The sequence below is a fragment of the Pseudoalteromonas sp. P1-30 genome (genome assembly GCF_001400005.1).
Taxonomy (GTDB): Bacteria; Pseudomonadota; Gammaproteobacteria; order Enterobacterales; family Alteromonadaceae; genus Pseudoalteromonas; species Pseudoalteromonas atlantica.
Window position 1 is genome coordinate 384,441 of sequence record NZ_LKBC01000002.1, and the last position, 16,550, is coordinate 400,990.

Consider the following 16,550-nt stretch of genomic DNA (forward strand, 5'->3'; position numbering starts at 1 on the left):
ATGAATTCACGGAAATTAGAGATTTTAGTTGGCTTTTTTGTCGCATTAGGCATTTTAGCGTTTGCAATGTTAGCACTTAAAGTGGCTAATTCGGGTATTAGCGGGTCGGGCGAAACCTACACGCTAAATGCAAAGTTTGAAAATATCGGCTCACTTAAAGCGCGTGCACCGGTAAAAGTAGGCGGTGTAGTGATTGGCCGTGTTGAATCTATTTATGTACACCCACAGGAGTTTTTGCCTGTGGTAAATATGACGATAGATGCACAGTATTTATGTCGTTTTTCAGACACTAGCTCAATCTCAATTTTAACATCGGGTATTTTAGGGGAGCAGTACTTAGGTATTCACCCTGTTATTTCTCCTAATGCAGCAGAGCAGCGCTGTTTAGGTGAGACAGTGACCGAAAACGCACAAGATCAAGCAATCGATGAGTTATTTGGCGTAGAGAGCAAAGCGTTAGGTGATGGTGATTCAATCACAGATACTAAGTCTGCACTTGTTTTAGAAGAGTTAATAGGGCAGTTTTTATTCAACCAAGGTAGTGAGTAATTATTATGTTGAAACAGTTTTTAGCCGTTATTGCACTTGGTGCAACCCTAGCTGTGCAAAGTGTTAGCGCAGCCGAAGTTAAACTGACAGATCCTAACAAAATGGTGCGTCAGGTAGCAGAGCATACATTTGAGCGCATTAAAAAAGATCAACTGCTTATCACTAAAGATAAAGAGCACCTTCGTGTTATTGTAGAAGAAGAGCTGATGCCTTACATAGACTACAAATATGCAGCACTTCGTGTGTTGGGTAGTGAAGTGTCTAAAGTGCGTGCAATTACCGATGAAGCCGAAAAAGCCGAAGCAATTAAAGACATCCAAGAATTTATTGGCGCGTTTAGAGGCTATTTAGTTGCTACTTACGCGGGGGTATTTACTCAATACACTGACCAACATGTAGAATTTGGCGCAGAGCAACCATTTAAAGGCAAAGATGTAGTTGTAGTAAAAACTAAAATTACAGAAGATGGCAAGCCTGACATAAAAATTGATTTTAAAGTGCGTGAAGATCGCAGCGGCGAGTGGCGCGCATACGATATGATTGCAGAAGGAATTAGCTTACTCGATGCAAAACAAAGTGAGCTACAAGGTATTTTACGCCAGCAAGGTATTGCACACGTAAGTAAATTACTAGAGCAAAAGAGCCAGTTACCTGTGCAATTTAGAGGCAACAACAGCAATGACTAAATTGGCAATTAGCCAAGTAGATGAGCAGCACTATAGGGTAAGTGGTGAACTTACCCGCAGCTCAATTGGCAATGAACAGCTTCTGAACGCCAAGTCATTAAGTAAGCATAAAACCATCTATTTTGACCTTTGTGAGGTAATGAGGGTTGACACAGCGGGCTTAGCTTGGTTAATTCACTCTTTTGCTGAATTTAAGCAACAGGGCACACGCCTTGAATTGCAAAATCCACCTGAGCAATTGCAAAATTTAATGCAGTTGGGTCAGGTAACAACTTTATTTGAGTGAGAGTTATGGAAACTAGCCAAGTCGAAACATTATTACGCGACGAACTTCAATTATCTGAAGTAAAAGTAAAAGCCAATGGTAGCCATTATGAAGTAATTGCAGTAGGTGAGTGCTTTGACGGTTTAAGCCGCGTTAAAAAGCAACAGCTAGTTTATGGCCCATTAATGAATACTATTTCAGACGGTACAATTCACGCTGTATCAATTCGTGCATTTACGCCAACTGAGTGGAAGCGTGAACAAAAATTTATTTTACCTCAATAGTTAAGGCCTCTTAATGGATCAGTTTGTAATTCAAGGTGGCACTTCACTTGCGGGTGAAGTAACTATTTCTGGCGCTAAAAATGCCGCATTACCAATTTTGTTTGCCGCCCTGCTTGCCGATGGTAAAAGTACATTTACGAATGTTCCTCGCCTTCGCGATATTGTGACCACTGAGGCGCTTTTAAGCACCTTAGGCGCAACTGTTAATTGGCAAGGCGATACACTGTATATTGATGGCGCAACCGTTAATAAAACGCTTGCTCCTTATGATTTAGTTAAGCAAATGCGTGCCTCTGTTTTGGCGCTTGGGCCTTTAGTGGCGCGTTTTGGCGAGGCGCAGGTATCGCTACCTGGTGGCTGTGCAATAGGCGCACGCCCGGTTGATATACATATTCAAGGTTTAGAGCGCATGGGCGCACAAATAAATGTTGAAAACGGCTATATCAATGCAAAGGTAGAAGGTCGCCTTAAAGGCGCTGAAATTTTCATGGAAATGGTCAGTGTTGGCGCAACCGAAAACTTACTAATGGCCGCAGCACTTGCTGATGGTAAAACGGTGCTTGAAAACGCAGCACGCGAGCCCGAAATTATTGACCTTGCCAATTGCCTAATTGCTATGGGTGCAAAAATTACTGGTGCGGGTACAAGCCGTATAGAAATTGATGGCGTAGAGCGTTTAGGCGGCTGTGAGCACAGCATTTTACCTGATCGCATTGAAACGGGCACTTTTTTAGTTGCAGCAGCGATGGCTGCAGGCGAAGTACTTTGTAAAAAAACAGATTTTCATTCACTTGAGCCTGTTATTGAAAAATTACGTGCCGCGAATGCATTAGTTGAAGTAAACGATGACAGCATTTATTTAGATATGCGTAATCGTGAGCTCAAAGCCGTTAATATTAAAACCATGCCACACCCTGGTTTTCCAACCGACATGCAAGCGCAGTTTACCGCGCTAAATGTAGTGGCTAATGGTAGTGCAACAATTACCGAAACCATTTTTGAAAACCGCTTTATGCATGTACCAGAGTTACAACGCATGGGCGCTAATATTCGTTTAGAAGGGCACACCGCTATTTGTGGTGAAACGCAAAGTTTAAGTGGCGCACAAGTAATGGCAACCGATTTACGCGCCTCTGCAAGCTTAATTTTAACCGGTATTGTGGCGCAAGGTGAAACGGTAGTCGATCGTATTTACCACGTAGACCGAGGCTATCAACGCATTGAAGATAAACTCAGTGGCTTAGGTGCCAATATTAAGCGCAGAAGTAGCTAATACCCATTCGCAATAATATTTATTCGCTTTGAGGTGAGAGCACACTTGCTCCTAAATTAAGCGCGCTGGGTTAAACACAGTTTACTTTAGACATAAAAAAGGTCGGATACGCGTATTGCTAACCGACCTTTTTATTGCCATTTTAGTTAGAGTTTAGTTTCGAGCTCTGCAACTCTAACCATTATTTTTTCTACTTTACCGTTTCGGTACAGCTCAAATTCTATTTCTTTACCGGGCTGTGTATTGCCTATTTTTTCGAGTACTTTTTGCGGGTTGGCCACACTTAACCCTGCAATTTTAATAACGATGTCTTGCTCTTCAATGCCAGCTTGCCATGCAGGACCTAATGGGTCTAAATTGGTGATGCGCATACCAGCAACCTCAGTAAGGCTGTCGTTTACCTCTTTGCCCGTGCTATCAACCGCAGTGCCTTCAAAGCCTAAATAGCCACGTACTACACGGCCATGGCGTATTAGCTTTGCCATTACTTCTTTGGCGAGCGAATAGGGAACAGCAAAAAATATTCCTTGGATATTAAGATTTTCACGAGTTTTAAACTGCGCAGACGTGATCCCCACTAAATCACCATTTGAATTAACCAAAGCACCGCCAGAGTTACCTACATTTATAGCTGCATCCATTTGCAGTAAGTTGTTATAAGGGCTATCGGTAATTTTTTGTTTACCGGTGGCACTAATTATACCTTGGGTGATGGTTTGCCCTAAATTGAGTGGGTTACCAATGGCCAGCACTACATCACCTACACTGGTGGTGTAATTATCGTTTACGGGGATCACCGGCAGGTGGTCGGCGTTAATTTTTAATAAGGCTAAATCGGTAATGGTGTCAAAGCCAATTAACTGCACATCAAAAAAGCGTCGGCCATCGGTTAATATAACCAAGATTTGATCTGCATTATTTATCACGTGGTAGTTAGTTAATATGTAGCCATCTTGCGCCATAATTACGCCAGAGCCAAGCTCTTGAACGGTGTTTTGTTGCTTATATCGAGGCTCTTTAGAAATGCTTTCTGAAAAAATAGTTACTACCGACGGTGCAGCACGCTTAACCGCGTCAGCAAAACTAAGGTGATTTGAGCTCATAGCACTGGGCAAGGGAACATTAGGGAGTAAAGAGGCGCGCATATTAGGGCTGAAAAAAACCACTAAAAAAGCGATACCTAAACCGACAAACAAAGGGGGAAGTACAAATTTTAGTAATTTCAGCACGAGATTCTTATTGTTAGTGAGCAATTCTTTATGATGGCACAAAAAAAATAACAGCGGCAAGTGCTGCTGTTATTTTTATTGCTTATTTATAACGTGTTACTTATTGGATAAGTACAAAGATAGACTCTCTGCCACGTTTAACGCCAAGTACAATATTACCTTGGGTATCTTCGATAATTTTGTTCATTTGACGAATGTTTTCTACACGTTGGCGGTTAACTTGTACAATCACATCACCTTCTTCAAGACCAACACGTGCAGAAGGAGAGCGCGGGTCTACTGTGGCGACTTCAATACCTTTAGTGCCATTTTTTTGCACGTTTTCAAGCGTTGCACCTTGGAATGCAGGATGCAGTTCATCGCCTGCGGCGGTTACACCCGAAGCACCATCAAGCGTTACTTTAATGGTTTTTACTTTGCCATCGCGGTAAATACCTAATTTAACTTCGCGTCCTTCACCTAACGTTGCTATTTTACTACGCAGCTCGTGGAAGCCACTAATATCGCTGCCATTAATACTAATAATAACATCGCCGGCTTTAATACCTGCTTTGCTTGCTGCGGTATCATCCATTACTTGCATAACGTAAGCACCTTGTTTAACGTCAAGTTGCTGTGCTTTTGCAAGGCCTGCATCAAGTGGGCGGCCAGAAATACCCAGTGAGCCACGGCGTACTTCGCCATGTTCAATAATTTGGTCGACTAAGTTTTTCATCATATTTGATGGAATGGCAAAGCCAATACCAACATTTCCACCCGAGGCACCTAAAATAGCAGTATTAATACCAATCAGTTCGCCATTTAGGTTAACTAAAGCGCCTCCTGAGTTACCTTGGTTAATAGCTGCATCGGTTTGAATAAAGTCTTCGTAGCCTTCAATATTTAAACCACTACGCCCTAATGCACTTACAATGCCCGAGGTTACTGTATGGCTTAAACCAAATGGATTACCAATTGCTACTGCAAAGTCGCCGACACGCAATTTATCTGAATTTGCCAGTTTAACTTCGGTTAAGTCATCTGCATCTATTTGTAATAGCGCAATATCAGACTCTTTATCGGTACCAATTTTGGTGGCTTCAAATTCACGGCCGTCTTCTAACGTTACCACCATTTTTTCGGCATCTTGAATTACGTGGTTATTTGTTACTACATAGCCTTCGTCGGCATCTATAATAACCCCTGAGCCTAAGCCACTAAATTGGCGCTTTTGACTACGTGGTTGAGGGTTTCCAAAAAAGTATTCAAGCGGGTCTGCACGGCGGCGCACTTCTTTTGAGCCAGAAACCTGAATGCTCACAACGCCAGGGGTAATTTGCTCAAGCATAGGCGCAAGTGTGGGTAATTGTTGGCCGTTAACTGCAATAGGCAGTTTTGCATAAGAGGCCATTGGACTTAGTAATAAGCTTGTAGATAAGATTGCAGCACTAATAAGTGATAATTTCATTTTCATAGTCAGGGTGTACTCCACATCACAGGAAAAGCAAAAAGGCTGCATAAGCAGCCTTTTCGAATTTAAATATAAAGCTGTTACATTTAAAGACTATGGGGTCAAAAAAAAGTTCCTCAAGATAGCACTAACATTTTAGCGTGCTCAGTGTGTTAAGAGGCTTTTGCAGGTTTTGTATCGCCATTTTGCCCTGCAAATAAACCAGACTCACCCGAGACGTAATCGGCAGGTTGTGCTTGTGCCGATGAACGGTCAACCTCGCGCTCTTTTAAAGACGCTTGTAATTGCTCTGTTGTTTCTTTAGAGAAAAACGGCTCGCTAGGCGCTTTGTTTTTATCATCAAGTAAGAGTTGATTGGTTTCTTCAACATGGCTGAGTAGTTGGTCGTAGTTTTCTTTCATTTTATTCACAAGCTTACCTGTGCTTGCTAAATGATCGGCCACATCTTGGCGATACTGCTCAAGCGCGTTTTGTGCTTGCTCGGCTTGTTCTTTTAATTCATCTTGCTTAAATTGCTTTTTAGTAACGAATGCACCAACAAAAAATGCCACTACAGCAGTAATAATAATTAAACCTACCCACGTAACTGTGCCCATAACTTCACCCCTTTGGGAAAAAATATCTAATAATGCCTGATTCAAATATAAATCATCCTGTGGGTAATATACCCCGAGTTAAGATGCGTGTTAATATGTTGTGCAAATTAAACTGTGTTTAAAATGTAATTAGATATGACTCCTTGGCAAACTTACCAGCAAGATCTTAAGCGCGATGACTTTGTACATGACCAAGCACAAGAAAATGCAGTGCGCCATTTACAACGTTTATACGATGACCTCACAAATAAAAAACCACAGCAACAAGGCTTTTTTGCAAAGTTGTTTAATAAAAGCGAACCTGAGCCAATTAAAGGGCTTTATTTTTGGGGTGGTGTAGGGCGTGGTAAAACCTATTTAGTAGATACCTTTTACGAAGCGCTGCCAGGTGAGCGTAAAATGCGCGTGCATTTTCATCGCTTTATGCACCGAGTTCACGATGAACTAAAAAAGCTAAATAATAAAAGCAATCCACTGGAAATTGTTGCCGACATATTTAAAGCCGAAACAGATATTATTTGTTTTGATGAATTCTTTGTTCAAGATATTACAGATGCCATGTTACTCGGCGGCTTAATGCAGGCATTATTTGCACGCAATATAGTATTAGTCGCTACCTCTAATATAGTACCTGATGATTTATATAAAAACGGCTTACAGCGTGCGCGTTTTATTCCGGCCATTGAGCTGGTAAAAGCGAACACAGAAATAGTAAATGTAGATTCTGGTATTGATTATCGCTTGCGTACACTTGAGCAAGCCGAAATATTTCACAGCCCGTTAGATGAGCAAGCCGATAAAAACTTATTTGAATATTTTGATAAGCTATCGCCAGAGGCGGGGGAGCTTGAGCAACCCATAGAAATAGAAGGGCGCTTAATCAACACACGCAAAGTGGCTAAGTGTGTAGTGATGTTTGAATTTAGCGAATTGTGCGAAACCGCACGTAGCCAAGTCGACTACATGGAAATTAGCCGTTTATATAACACGGTAATTATTTCTAATGTAAAACAGCTTGGACAAAATAATGATGATGCAGCTAGGCGCTTTATCGCTTTAGTGGATGAGTTTTACGAGCGCCATGTAACATTAATTATTTCGGCTGAAAAACCGATCACGCAACTTTATACCCAAGGTAATCTTAACTTTGAATTTAAGCGCTGCATTAGCCGCCTGCAAGAAATGCAGTCTTTAGAGTATTTAGCAAAAGAGCATTTAGCATAGCGCTAATACGACTGTATCGACTCTTTAAAGTGGCCTTATTGTTGTTTTTATATAAATGCATAAATTTTTGTAATTTTCTTGTGGAAAAAACAACCGCTCGGTAGCAATGTGTTTTAAGTGCTGGTATACTCCCGCGTCTGCCACGTTGCGTTCTATGTCCTCATATAGTTTAGCCACTTGTGAGCGGCGCTAAAGTCTAAAACTCGAAGGGGTTATAGCATACTTAGAGCGGTAGTTAATAATAACTGCCTGTGGTTTTAATTGAAAAACATTGGATTTTTATAAATGAAAACGTTTGTTGCTAAACCAGAAACAGTAAAACGTGACTGGTACGTAGTTGACGCTGAAGGTAAAACTTTAGGTCGCATCGCTACTGAAATCGCTCATCGCCTACGCGGTAAGCACAAAGCTGAATACACTCCACACGTAGATACTGGTGATTACATCATCGTTATCAACGCTGAGAAAGTTACTGTAACTGGTAACAAATTCAAAGATAAAGTGTACTACGCTCATACTGGTTTCCCAGGTGGTCTTAAGTCTACTACTTTTGATAAACTTCAAGCTGCAAAGCCTGAAATGATCATCGAAAAAGCTGTTAAAGGCATGTTGCCACGTGGTCCTTTAGGCCGCGCTATGTACCGTAAACTTAAAGTTTACGCAGGTACTGAGCACAACCATGCTGCACAACAGCCTCAGGTTCTAGACATTTAAGGAGCACTATCATGGCAAATCAATACTACGGTACAGGTCGTCGTAAAAGTTCAAGTGCTCGCGTATTCTTACGCCCAGGCACTGGTAACATCGTAATCAACAAGCGCTCTTTAGAAGAGTACTTTGGTCGCGAAACAGCACGCATGGTTGTTCGTCAAGCTCTTGAGCTTGTTGACATGACTGAAAAATTTGACCTTCACATCACCGTTGCCGGTGGTGGTACAACTGGTCAAGCTGGTGCTATCCGTCACGGTATCACTCGTGCACTTATGGAGTTTGACGAGTCATTACGTCCACAACTTCGTAAAGCAGGTTTTGTTACACGTGATGCACGTAAAGTTGAACGTAAGAAAGTGGGTCTTAAGAAAGCGCGTAAGCGTCCACAGTTCTCAAAACGTTAATTTTTACGTTATCAAGAATTCAAAAACCCAGCTTATGCTGGGTTTTTTGTTTTTGGCATTAAAATTTAAGTACTTACCTACCTCAAGCCCGCTTTTTTAAGGCTAGGCGCTGATCATATTTTATAAATACTGCGTATTTAATGTACGAAAGCTTTAAAATACCCATTTCGCTGCAAAAAAGTTAAATAATTATCGCAATTAGTGTAAATCCATCAGTTAATTGGTGGAATTTTTTGCTACAATTGGCTGGCAAGTAGTATGAGCAAGTTCAACATCACCATGTACAGTTTATCTGTTTCCTCGTAGTGGGGTTGATCTTGGTCAGTATATTGTTTTTACAGAAGCGCTATTATAGTCATTCGGCTTTATTCTCGAGCTTACTTTATCAAACTATTGATCAAGTCGGGTTATTCGAGCGTGAGGCTGTGAATAACCTTGTTTTAATCAAGGGTTTTAATTATGATCGCTTCTATTTTAAAAATTTCGAAAAATTAACCTGCTGTAACTGATGTTCTCAATATAGCAAGTGTTGAGAATCATAGTGGAGATAAGTGGATGAGCAATGCGCCTGTAGACAATGGCCGACGTCGCTTTTTAACCATAGCTACCTCTGTTGTAGGTGGTGTTGGTGCGGCTGGGGCTGCTGTTCCTTTTATTGCGTCTTGGAATCCAAGTGAGCGAGCTAAATCTGCGGGTGCGCCTGTAGAAGTAGATATCAGCAAACTTGAGCCAGGACAATTAATACGTGTCGAGTGGCGTGGTAAACCTGTATGGGTTGTATCACGTACCCCTAAAATGCTTGAGCAGATGAAAGAACATGAAGGTCAACTTCGTGATCCGCAATCGCAAGAGCCACAACAACTAGAATCATCAACAAATGATTACCGTTCATTACGCCCAGAGATTTTTGTCGCTGTTGGTATTTGTACGCATTTAGGGTGTTCTCCAGGCTTTTTCCAAGGTAACTTTAGTGAAAAAGTTGAAGGGACAGATGATGGTTTTTACTGTCCATGTCACGGTTCTAAATTTGATATGGCTGGGCGAGTATTTCAATCAGTTCCTGCACCATTGAACTTAGAAGTACCACCTTATACTTTTCTTGATGAAACCACTATTTTAGTGGGCGAAGAAAAAGGGGTAGCCTAATGTTTGGTAAAATTGTTAGTTGGATTGACGACCGTATCCCAATGACACGTGTTTGGAACATGCACATTGCACAGTATCCAGCACCTAAAAACTTTAACTTCTGGTACTTTTTTGGCTCGCTAGCCATGTTAGTACTAGTAAACCAAATACTTACTGGTATTTGGTTAACGATGAACTTTGTTCCCTCTTCTGAAGGCGCTTTCGCATCAGTAGAGTACATCATGCGTGATGTTGAATACGGTTGGTTATTACGTTATTTACACTCAACGGGTGCATCTGCGTTTTTCATCGTTGTTTATATGCATATGTTCCGTGGCATGATCTACGGCTCTTACCAAAAACCACGTGAATTACTGTGGTTGTTCGGTATGTTTATTTTCTTAGCATTAATGGCTGAAGCCTTCATGGGTTACTTACTACCATGGGGTCAAATGTCGTTCTGGGGTGCGCAGGTAATCATTTCGTTATTCGGGGCTATTCCGGTAATTGGTGATGACTTAACACTTTGGATCCGTGGTGACTACGTAATATCGGGTGCAACGCTTAACCGCTTCTTTGCATTACACGTTATTGCACTACCATTGGTTATTGTAATTTTAGTGTTCTTACACATTGTTGCGCTGCACGAAGTGGGCTCTAACAACCCTGACGGTGTTGAAATAAAACGCAAAAAAGGCACTGTGGCTGAAGAAGATAAGTCTAAATTTAAATTCCATGAGTATTACACCGGCAAAAAAGACATTGTTGATGCGATACCGTTCCACCCGTACTACACAGTAAAAGATATTGTGGGCGTGGTTGGTTTCTTAATCTTGTTCTGTTGGGTTGTATTCTTTATGCCTGCGATGAATGGTTTCTTCCTAGAAGCGCCAAACTTTGAAGCAGCAAACCCACTTAAAACACCAGAGCACATTTTCCCAGTTTGGTACTTTACGCCATTCTATGCAATCTTACGTGCAATCCCTGATAAGCTTATCGGTGTTGCGGCAATGGGTGCGTCAATTGTGGTACTCGCATTGTTACCGTGGATTGACCGTGGTCGTGTTAAATCGGTTCGTTACCGTTGTGGTTTCCACAAATGGAACATTGCAGGTTTTATTGTAACTTTCGTTCTTTTAGGTTGGGTGGGTGCAACTCCACAAACTGATATGAAAACGATAATTTCTCAAATCTGTACTGTGACTTACTTTATGTTCTTCGTACTGTTATTTATATACAGTAAGAATGAAAAAACTAAGCCATTGCCTGAGAGGTTAACGAAATGATGAAAAAGCTACTTATTGGTGTATTTGCTTTATCAGTAAACTTGCTGCCTAACATGGTTATGGCTGCGGGTCCTTCGGTTCCTCTTATGGAAGCGGGTAACGATATATCTGATCAGCCTTCTTTGCAGCGCGGCGCAAAGTTGTTCATGAACTACTGTCTTGGTTGTCACCAAATGCAGTATCAACGTTATGAACGTACTTTCCGTGATATTGGTATTCCAACCGAGCTTGGCAAAGAGCAATTGATTTTTGATGGTTCAAAAGTAGGTGGCCATATTCTTAACGCTATCGCAAAAGAAGATGCTGCTAAATGGTTTGGTGCGGCTCCGCCGGATCTAACCAATGTGGCGCGTGTGCGCGGCAGTGATTGGATTTACACTTACTTAAAATCGTTTTATAAAGATGAATCTCGTCCGTTTGGCGTAAATAATACGTTATTCCCATCGGTGGGTATGCCACATGTTCTTCAAGAACTACAAGGTTTACCAACACCTATCATTGAAGAAGTTGAACAACATGGTCAAACAGTGACTAAAGTTGTTGGTACTGAAACAGATGGTAAGGGCGAATTAAGCGTTGATGAATACGATCAAGCGGTTCGTGATTTAACGAATTTCTTAGAGTATGTAGGTGAACCTACACGCCTTGAGTCAGAAGCGTTAGGTATTAAGGTAATTGGATTTTTAGTTATCCTGTTTATCTTGGCATTTATGCTTAAGAAAGAATACTGGAGAGATGTTCATTAATTTGAGCATTTTACAAGGTAATTTTGCAATAGGGGCTTAAGCCCCTATTGCTGTTTTAGTTATTTAATGGAGGTATAGGCATGGCCGTAGCTGCCAATAAGCGCCCTGTAATGACCCTTTTTTCTGGTGCTAACTGTATGTATAGCCACCAAGTACGTATTGTGCTTGCAGAAAAAGGTGTAAGTGTAGATATTCATTTGGCTGAAAAGGATAACTTGCCAGAGGCACTTCACGAAATTAACCCTTACGGTACAGTACCCACACTGATTGACCGTGAGCTTGGCTTATATCAGGCAAACATCATCATGGAATACCTTGATGAACGTTTCCCTCATCCTCCACTAATGCCTGTGTATCCGGTAATGCGTGGTCGTAGCCGTTTAATGATGCACCGTATTGATACTGATTGGTACAGCCTTGCTGAAAAAATCATTAACAATACAGCAGATGCTGTACAAGCTCGTAAAGAGTTAACTGAAGCGTTACTTGCAATTGCACCAATCTTTAACGAAGCTCCATACTTTATGAGTGAAGAGTTTAGCTTAGTGGATTGTTATTTAGCACCACTATTATGGCGTTTACCAGAGTTTGGTATTGAGCTTAATGGCTCTGGCGCTAAAGAGCTAAAAGAGTACATGATCCGCTTATTTGAGCGTGAGTCATTCCAAGCTTCTTTAACTGAAGCAGAGCGTGAGATCCGTTTATAATGACGCCTAATCGTCCTTATTTACTACGTGCTTTTTTTGATTGGATCGTAGATAACGACTGCACACCACATTTAGTGGTTGATGCGCAGTACCCAGCAGTACAAGTGCCTACGCAGTTTGTACAAGATGGCCAAATAGTGCTTAATATTAGCCCTTCTGCCGTTACTGGGTTTTCGTTAGATATGGAACAACTAAGCTTTAATGCGCGCTTTGGCGGACAGCCAATGCAAGTATATGTGCCTTTAGGTGCGGTGCTTGCTATTTATGCGCGTGAAAATGGCGAAGGAACAGTCTTTACTGCAGATGAGTTTTTAGAGGACGAAGACGATTTTGCACCTGACCTTGAAAGTGTGGAAACATCAGATGAGATTATTGATGAGACCCCGCCAGAAAAGCCAGAAAAGAAAAAAGGCTCACATTTACGCGTTATCAAGTAACGCTTAAATACAAAAAAAACCGCTAATCAAGCGGTTTTTTTATGTGCCTTATCAACGGCTTTTTATGTATTTTATAAATATTCAAACACTTTAATAACGCGCTCTACACCCGATACATTGCGTGCAATGTTAACCGCTTGGTTAGACTCAGATTCAGATACTAATCCCATTAAAAATACTTCAGCGTTTTCGGTCACTACTTTAATATTATTGCTCGGTATATCTTTAGCTGTTAAAAGCTGTGCTTTTACTTTAGAGGTTAGCCACGAGTCGTGCGTTTGTGTGGTAATACCAATATTTGACCCAATTCTAATTTGGTTATGTATTTTACGTATACCTGAGAGCCCCTCAATGCTCTGCTGAGCTTGGTTTTTCATTTCTTGATTGGCAACCTGGCCTACCAGTAAAACAATGCCATTAACGCTTATAGCGTCTACATTGGCGAACTTTTCTAGTCGTTCAACTTCACTAAGCGCAATACTGGCTTTAATTTCTATATTATTGTCGTCTATTTGCGAGCCAATGGTGCGGCGATCATTTGCTGCTGTTACTGCACCAGCTGTTCCTGCAACCACTGCGGCTGCACAGCCTTGCAGTAAAACAACAGTACCTAAAACAATAAGAGAGCGTTTAAACATAATTTTCATCCTGCGGGAAAAGAGTTAAATCAACCAGTTCACTTAAGCAATGTAAGTTAACTAAGTGAGATTCAATAATGCGGCTAGGGCGCTTAGAAGGCGTACGAATTTCTACATCATTAGGGCCTAATAATCCAACGAGTTCTCCACCATCGTCACCTACCATCACTATGACCTTCATATCTTTAGTAAGTGCAGCTTCTACAGCAGAAATAATATGTTTTTCGTTGCCATTAATTGCTAACGCAAGCAGTAAGTCGCCTTGTTGTGCAAAGGCACGTACTTGGCGAGCAAAGGTATCATGCTCATCTACTTGGCTACTTTGCCCTAAATTGATGTTTTCTTGAGATAGCGCAATAGCAGGTAAACAGGGGCGTTCTGTTTCGTAGTGATTAACTAATACGCCGGCCATGTGCTGCGCTAGCATATGGCAGTTTGCCGTGCCACAGCAAAGGAGTTTGTTACCATTAATTAAACTTTGTGCAATGGTAAATGCCGCAGACTCTAGTGCGCTTGGCAGTACTTCGCCTGCTGCTATTTGTACTTGAATGCTTTCTGTAAAAATTTCTTTAATTGTATCTTGCATAGACTACCAATAATTTATTCGTCATTTTTGTTTGTTGCTGGGCGTTTTATTAATCTGTTTGCGTGGTGTTAAAGTACGCTTTTGATCCAATTTATATTGCCAGAGCCTTCACCTGTAATGGCAACGTAGTCGACTCTTATAGGCTGATTAGTTAAGTTTTTTGCTGCCAAGTAGTGATAAATAGTGCGTTTTAATCGTGCTTGTTTTTGTGCGCCAAGGGCATAATTTGCACCGCCTCTCGCATTGTTTTTACGAAACTTAACTTCTACAAATACAAGCGTATCGCCGTGTTTCATAATTACATCAAGCTCACCAAAGGGGCAATAATAATTACGCTCAATAGGCGTAAGCCCTTCACGGGTTAAGTATTTCTCTGCTTGGCGTTCATAGTACTGGCCTTTTTCTCGGCTATTTTGCCACAGCTCTTTAAACCACGACATAGCCGCTCCAGATTAATCAAACGTAAGCGTATTGCTTTCGTTGGCTGATTGCATAAATAAAGGCACGGGCTGCTTTGTTTCTAGCTGTACGGCTTTTATGCGTCTATTTGTGTATTGTGCCCAATCAAGCGTACGCTCTATGTGTCCGCTTGTATTCACCGAAAGCTTTCCACTTAAACCTGTAAACTTATTACCGGGCATTACACTCAATTGCCTAATGTCGCTTAGCACCGACACGGCATCGTAAGCCATGGCAAATAGGCGTTGGCTTATATCGGCATTTTCAGGCCACAGCGTGTTGTATTGGTTGCGTAAATTATGTTGTTTAACTGTCGCATTAAGCATCCACGGAAGCTCTGTAAAGTAAAGCCCTTCTAAATCGCCTTTATCGGTGCGATCTATTTGTTTACTATGGCTTTTAGAGCTGGCATAAAGCGGTATCCGCTGTGCAAAAGTACTTACATTTACATCTAAATAAGGTTTTATCAGGCGTGTTTCTATAGCGTCGCCTAAAATGTAAATCGCATCAATATCGCTACGAGAGCGGGTTTCACTTTCTACTTCTTGTTTAAATAAAGACTTAACCGTTTTAATACGCTGCTTAGATTTATCAACCTCTAACAAGCTTGTAATTGTGTTTGGCATGTCTTTGTTATCGTTATAAAACCCAATTTGCGGTTTTGTTTCGCTATAGCGCTGCCACTGAATATTAAAGTAATCAACCAAACGCTGACCATTGGCATTATTAGGCGCTAATAACATAGGCTTTTGATAACCTTTAGCTAAAAAGTGCTCCAGCGCTTGCTGCACTTCATGCTCAGGGTTTAAAGCAAAAAAGTAATGTTGCAGCGAGAGTCGCTCACCATCAAATGTATTTAAGTGTAATGTTGGGGTATCAATAAGTGTTTTAGCTTGCGCAAGTTTATCTATATTCGCTTTTAATAATGGCCCAATCACAAAGTCTGGATTAAATTTACTCAGCTGCTCGCTTAGCACTTGGGTTGCAAGGTTCTCATCTATAAAAACAGTGTCGCTAATACTTTGCTTATCAAGCCCTGCCAAAATGCCGGCTTTTAGGGCGTCACCTAAACGCTCATTTGCGCCTGATTGCGGTAAAAGTACAGCTAAACGCTCTATATTAACTGGTGCTAGGTCGGCTAGGGCTTCATCTTGCTCGGGTAAAATAGCTACGGCAGGGTGCCCAGGGTAGCGACGGCGCCAATTATTAATGGCTTGGTCAAGCTCTACACCGCTATTTGCATATACCTGGTGGTACAAAGCTAAGTTAGTCCAACCTTGTTGAATAACAGAGCCACGATTAAAGCGCTCCAGCGCATAAGAAGACAGCTTTGTTAAGTTATCCCAAAGCGCACTTTGCAGAGCAGGGATCTCAATATTGTTTTTATTCGCAGTTTCTGAGGCTCTAAAAAAATAAGGTGCGGCGCGCTTAGGAAAGTTTTGCGATGCATATATGCTAGCAGTTAAATATTGATGCCAAGCAAAGTGTTCAGGCTGTTTAAGATGGCCATCGAGTGATTGCAAAATAACGAGCGCTTGGTCGTTTTTATTTTGCTGCTTTTGTGCATAAGCAATGTATAAGCGGTTTTGTATTTTATCTACACTTGGGGTTTGCTCAAGCTCATTACAAATGTTTTCAAGTAACGGCCAGCTTTGCTCCGAAATAGCCGCATCACGCGCACTATAAAGTAATTGAATTTTGTCGGCACCGGTACGATTAAGCGCTAATTTATAAATAGCATCGGCACTGGTTGCTTGATTTTGCAGCGCATTCGCACTGGTGTTAATGCTATCGCTATTTTTAGTTGGTTTTTCGGTTGTGCTACAGGCCGATAACCCTGACAATATAATTAATAGACTAACAAGTTTAAGTCGCACAATGATTTCCCAATACGT

Annotated in this window: 20 protein-coding genes and 1 pseudogene; 14 read left to right on the top strand and 7 right to left on the bottom strand. The window is 41.4% G+C overall.

The features are described from left to right. The 5 genes from mlaD to murA are packed head-to-tail and all read left to right on the top strand — an operon-like array spanning position 1 to position 3,057. Positions 1–549, top strand: coding sequence for an outer membrane lipid asymmetry maintenance protein MlaD (gene mlaD / locus AN395_RS05230; protein ID WP_004589094.1), 549 nt, complete (start codon positions 1–3; stop codon positions 547–549). 5 nt (positions 550–554) lie between these two features. Beyond that, entirely contained in the window at positions 555–1,235 is a 681-nt protein-coding gene (locus AN395_RS05235) for a phospholipid-binding protein MlaC (RefSeq protein WP_029774075.1), read from the top strand. Next, a complete protein-coding gene (locus tag AN395_RS05240) occupies positions 1,228–1,521 on the top strand; it encodes a lipid asymmetry maintenance protein MlaB (protein WP_024033329.1) in 294 nt (97 codons plus the stop codon). Before AN395_RS05235 ends, AN395_RS05240 begins: the two co-directional genes overlap by 8 nt. Before the next feature lie 5 nt (positions 1,522–1,526). Then, positions 1,527–1,784 carry a BolA family protein gene (locus tag AN395_RS05245; protein WP_004589097.1) on the top strand — a complete coding sequence of 86 codons (258 nt, stop codon included), beginning with the start codon at positions 1,527–1,529 and terminating at the stop codon, positions 1,782–1,784. A 13-nt stretch (positions 1,785–1,797) separates the two neighbouring features. Then, positions 1,798–3,057, top strand: coding sequence for a UDP-N-acetylglucosamine 1-carboxyvinyltransferase (gene murA / locus AN395_RS05250; protein ID WP_004589098.1), 1,260 nt, complete (start codon positions 1,798–1,800; stop codon positions 3,055–3,057). 146 nt (positions 3,058–3,203) lie between these two features. On the opposite strand, the gene AN395_RS05255 is transcribed toward murA, so the two are convergent. The 3 genes from AN395_RS05255 to AN395_RS05265 form a co-directional block, all read right to left on the bottom strand. Further along, on the bottom strand, positions 3,204–4,286 hold the full coding sequence (locus AN395_RS05255; RefSeq protein ID WP_024033328.1) for a trypsin-like peptidase domain-containing protein: 1,083 nt from the start codon (positions 4,284–4,286) through the stop codon (positions 3,204–3,206). A 100-nt stretch (positions 4,287–4,386) separates the two neighbouring features. Further along, positions 4,387–5,739, bottom strand: a complete 1,353-nt coding sequence (locus AN395_RS05260; RefSeq protein WP_004589100.1) for a Do family serine endopeptidase — start codon at positions 5,737–5,739, stop codon at positions 4,387–4,389. 149 nt (positions 5,740–5,888) lie between these two features. Beyond that, positions 5,889–6,305: a YhcB family protein gene (locus tag AN395_RS05265; protein WP_353683220.1), complete on the bottom strand. Its 417-nt coding sequence runs from the start codon at positions 6,303–6,305 to the stop codon at positions 5,889–5,891. On the opposite strand from AN395_RS05265, the pseudogene AN395_RS19820 reads away from it, so the two are divergent. The 9 genes and pseudogenes from AN395_RS19820 to AN395_RS05305 all read left to right on the top strand — a co-directional run. Beyond that, positions 6,244–6,372, top strand: a pseudogene (locus AN395_RS19820) (hypothetical protein); the annotation flags it as partial. The gene AN395_RS05265 and the pseudogene AN395_RS19820 overlap by 62 nt on opposite strands. Before the next feature lie 95 nt (positions 6,373–6,467). Further along, on the top strand, positions 6,468–7,556 hold the full coding sequence (gene zapE, locus AN395_RS05270; RefSeq protein ID WP_054982307.1) for a cell division protein ZapE: 1,089 nt from the start codon (positions 6,468–6,470) through the stop codon (positions 7,554–7,556). A gap of 285 nt (positions 7,557–7,841) precedes the next feature. Then, complete coding sequence (rplM, locus tag AN395_RS05275) at positions 7,842–8,270, top strand: 50S ribosomal protein L13 (protein ID WP_004589103.1); 429 nt, start codon at positions 7,842–7,844, stop codon at positions 8,268–8,270. Between the two features lie 8 nt (positions 8,271–8,278). Continuing rightward, positions 8,279–8,671, top strand: coding sequence for a 30S ribosomal protein S9 (rpsI, locus tag AN395_RS05280; RefSeq protein WP_024600778.1), 393 nt, complete (start codon positions 8,279–8,281; stop codon positions 8,669–8,671). 555 nt (positions 8,672–9,226) lie between these two features. Further along, complete coding sequence (gene petA / locus AN395_RS05285) at positions 9,227–9,817, top strand: ubiquinol-cytochrome c reductase iron-sulfur subunit (protein ID WP_004589105.1); 591 nt, start codon at positions 9,227–9,229, stop codon at positions 9,815–9,817. Further along, positions 9,817–11,082, top strand: a complete 1,266-nt coding sequence (locus tag AN395_RS05290; RefSeq protein WP_054982308.1) for a cytochrome b N-terminal domain-containing protein — start codon at positions 9,817–9,819, stop codon at positions 11,080–11,082. The genes petA and AN395_RS05290 overlap by 1 nt, the downstream gene beginning before the upstream one ends. Next, positions 11,079–11,828: a cytochrome c1 gene (locus tag AN395_RS05295; protein ID WP_024033324.1), complete on the top strand. Its 750-nt coding sequence runs from the start codon at positions 11,079–11,081 to the stop codon at positions 11,826–11,828. Before AN395_RS05290 ends, AN395_RS05295 begins: the two co-directional genes overlap by 4 nt. 80 nt (positions 11,829–11,908) lie before the next feature. After that, entirely contained in the window at positions 11,909–12,535 is a 627-nt protein-coding gene (gene sspA / locus AN395_RS05300; RefSeq protein WP_054982309.1) for a stringent starvation protein SspA, read from the top strand. Then, positions 12,535–12,972, top strand: a complete 438-nt coding sequence (locus tag AN395_RS05305; protein WP_004589109.1) for a ClpXP protease specificity-enhancing factor — start codon at positions 12,535–12,537, stop codon at positions 12,970–12,972. Before sspA ends, AN395_RS05305 begins: the two co-directional genes overlap by 1 nt. Positions 12,973–13,043: 71 nt before the next feature. Here AN395_RS05305 and dolP read toward each other — a convergent pair whose 3' ends face one another. The 4 genes from dolP to AN395_RS05325 form a co-directional block, all read right to left on the bottom strand. Beyond that, positions 13,044–13,610: a division/outer membrane stress-associated lipid-binding lipoprotein gene (gene dolP / locus AN395_RS05310; RefSeq protein WP_004589110.1), complete on the bottom strand. Its 567-nt coding sequence runs from the start codon at positions 13,608–13,610 to the stop codon at positions 13,044–13,046. Continuing rightward, on the bottom strand, positions 13,603–14,196 hold the full coding sequence (locus AN395_RS05315) for an SIS domain-containing protein (RefSeq protein WP_004589111.1): 594 nt from the start codon (positions 14,194–14,196) through the stop codon (positions 13,603–13,605). Before AN395_RS05315 ends, dolP begins: the two co-directional genes overlap by 8 nt. Positions 14,197–14,264: 68 nt before the next feature. Then, positions 14,265–14,636 carry a YraN family protein gene (locus tag AN395_RS05320; RefSeq protein ID WP_004589112.1) on the bottom strand — a complete coding sequence of 124 codons (372 nt, stop codon included), beginning with the start codon at positions 14,634–14,636 and terminating at the stop codon, positions 14,265–14,267. A 12-nt stretch (positions 14,637–14,648) separates the two neighbouring features. Further along, complete coding sequence (locus AN395_RS05325) at positions 14,649–16,532, bottom strand: penicillin-binding protein activator (RefSeq protein ID WP_054982310.1); 1,884 nt, start codon at positions 16,530–16,532, stop codon at positions 14,649–14,651. Positions 16,533–16,550 lie beyond the last annotated feature (18 nt).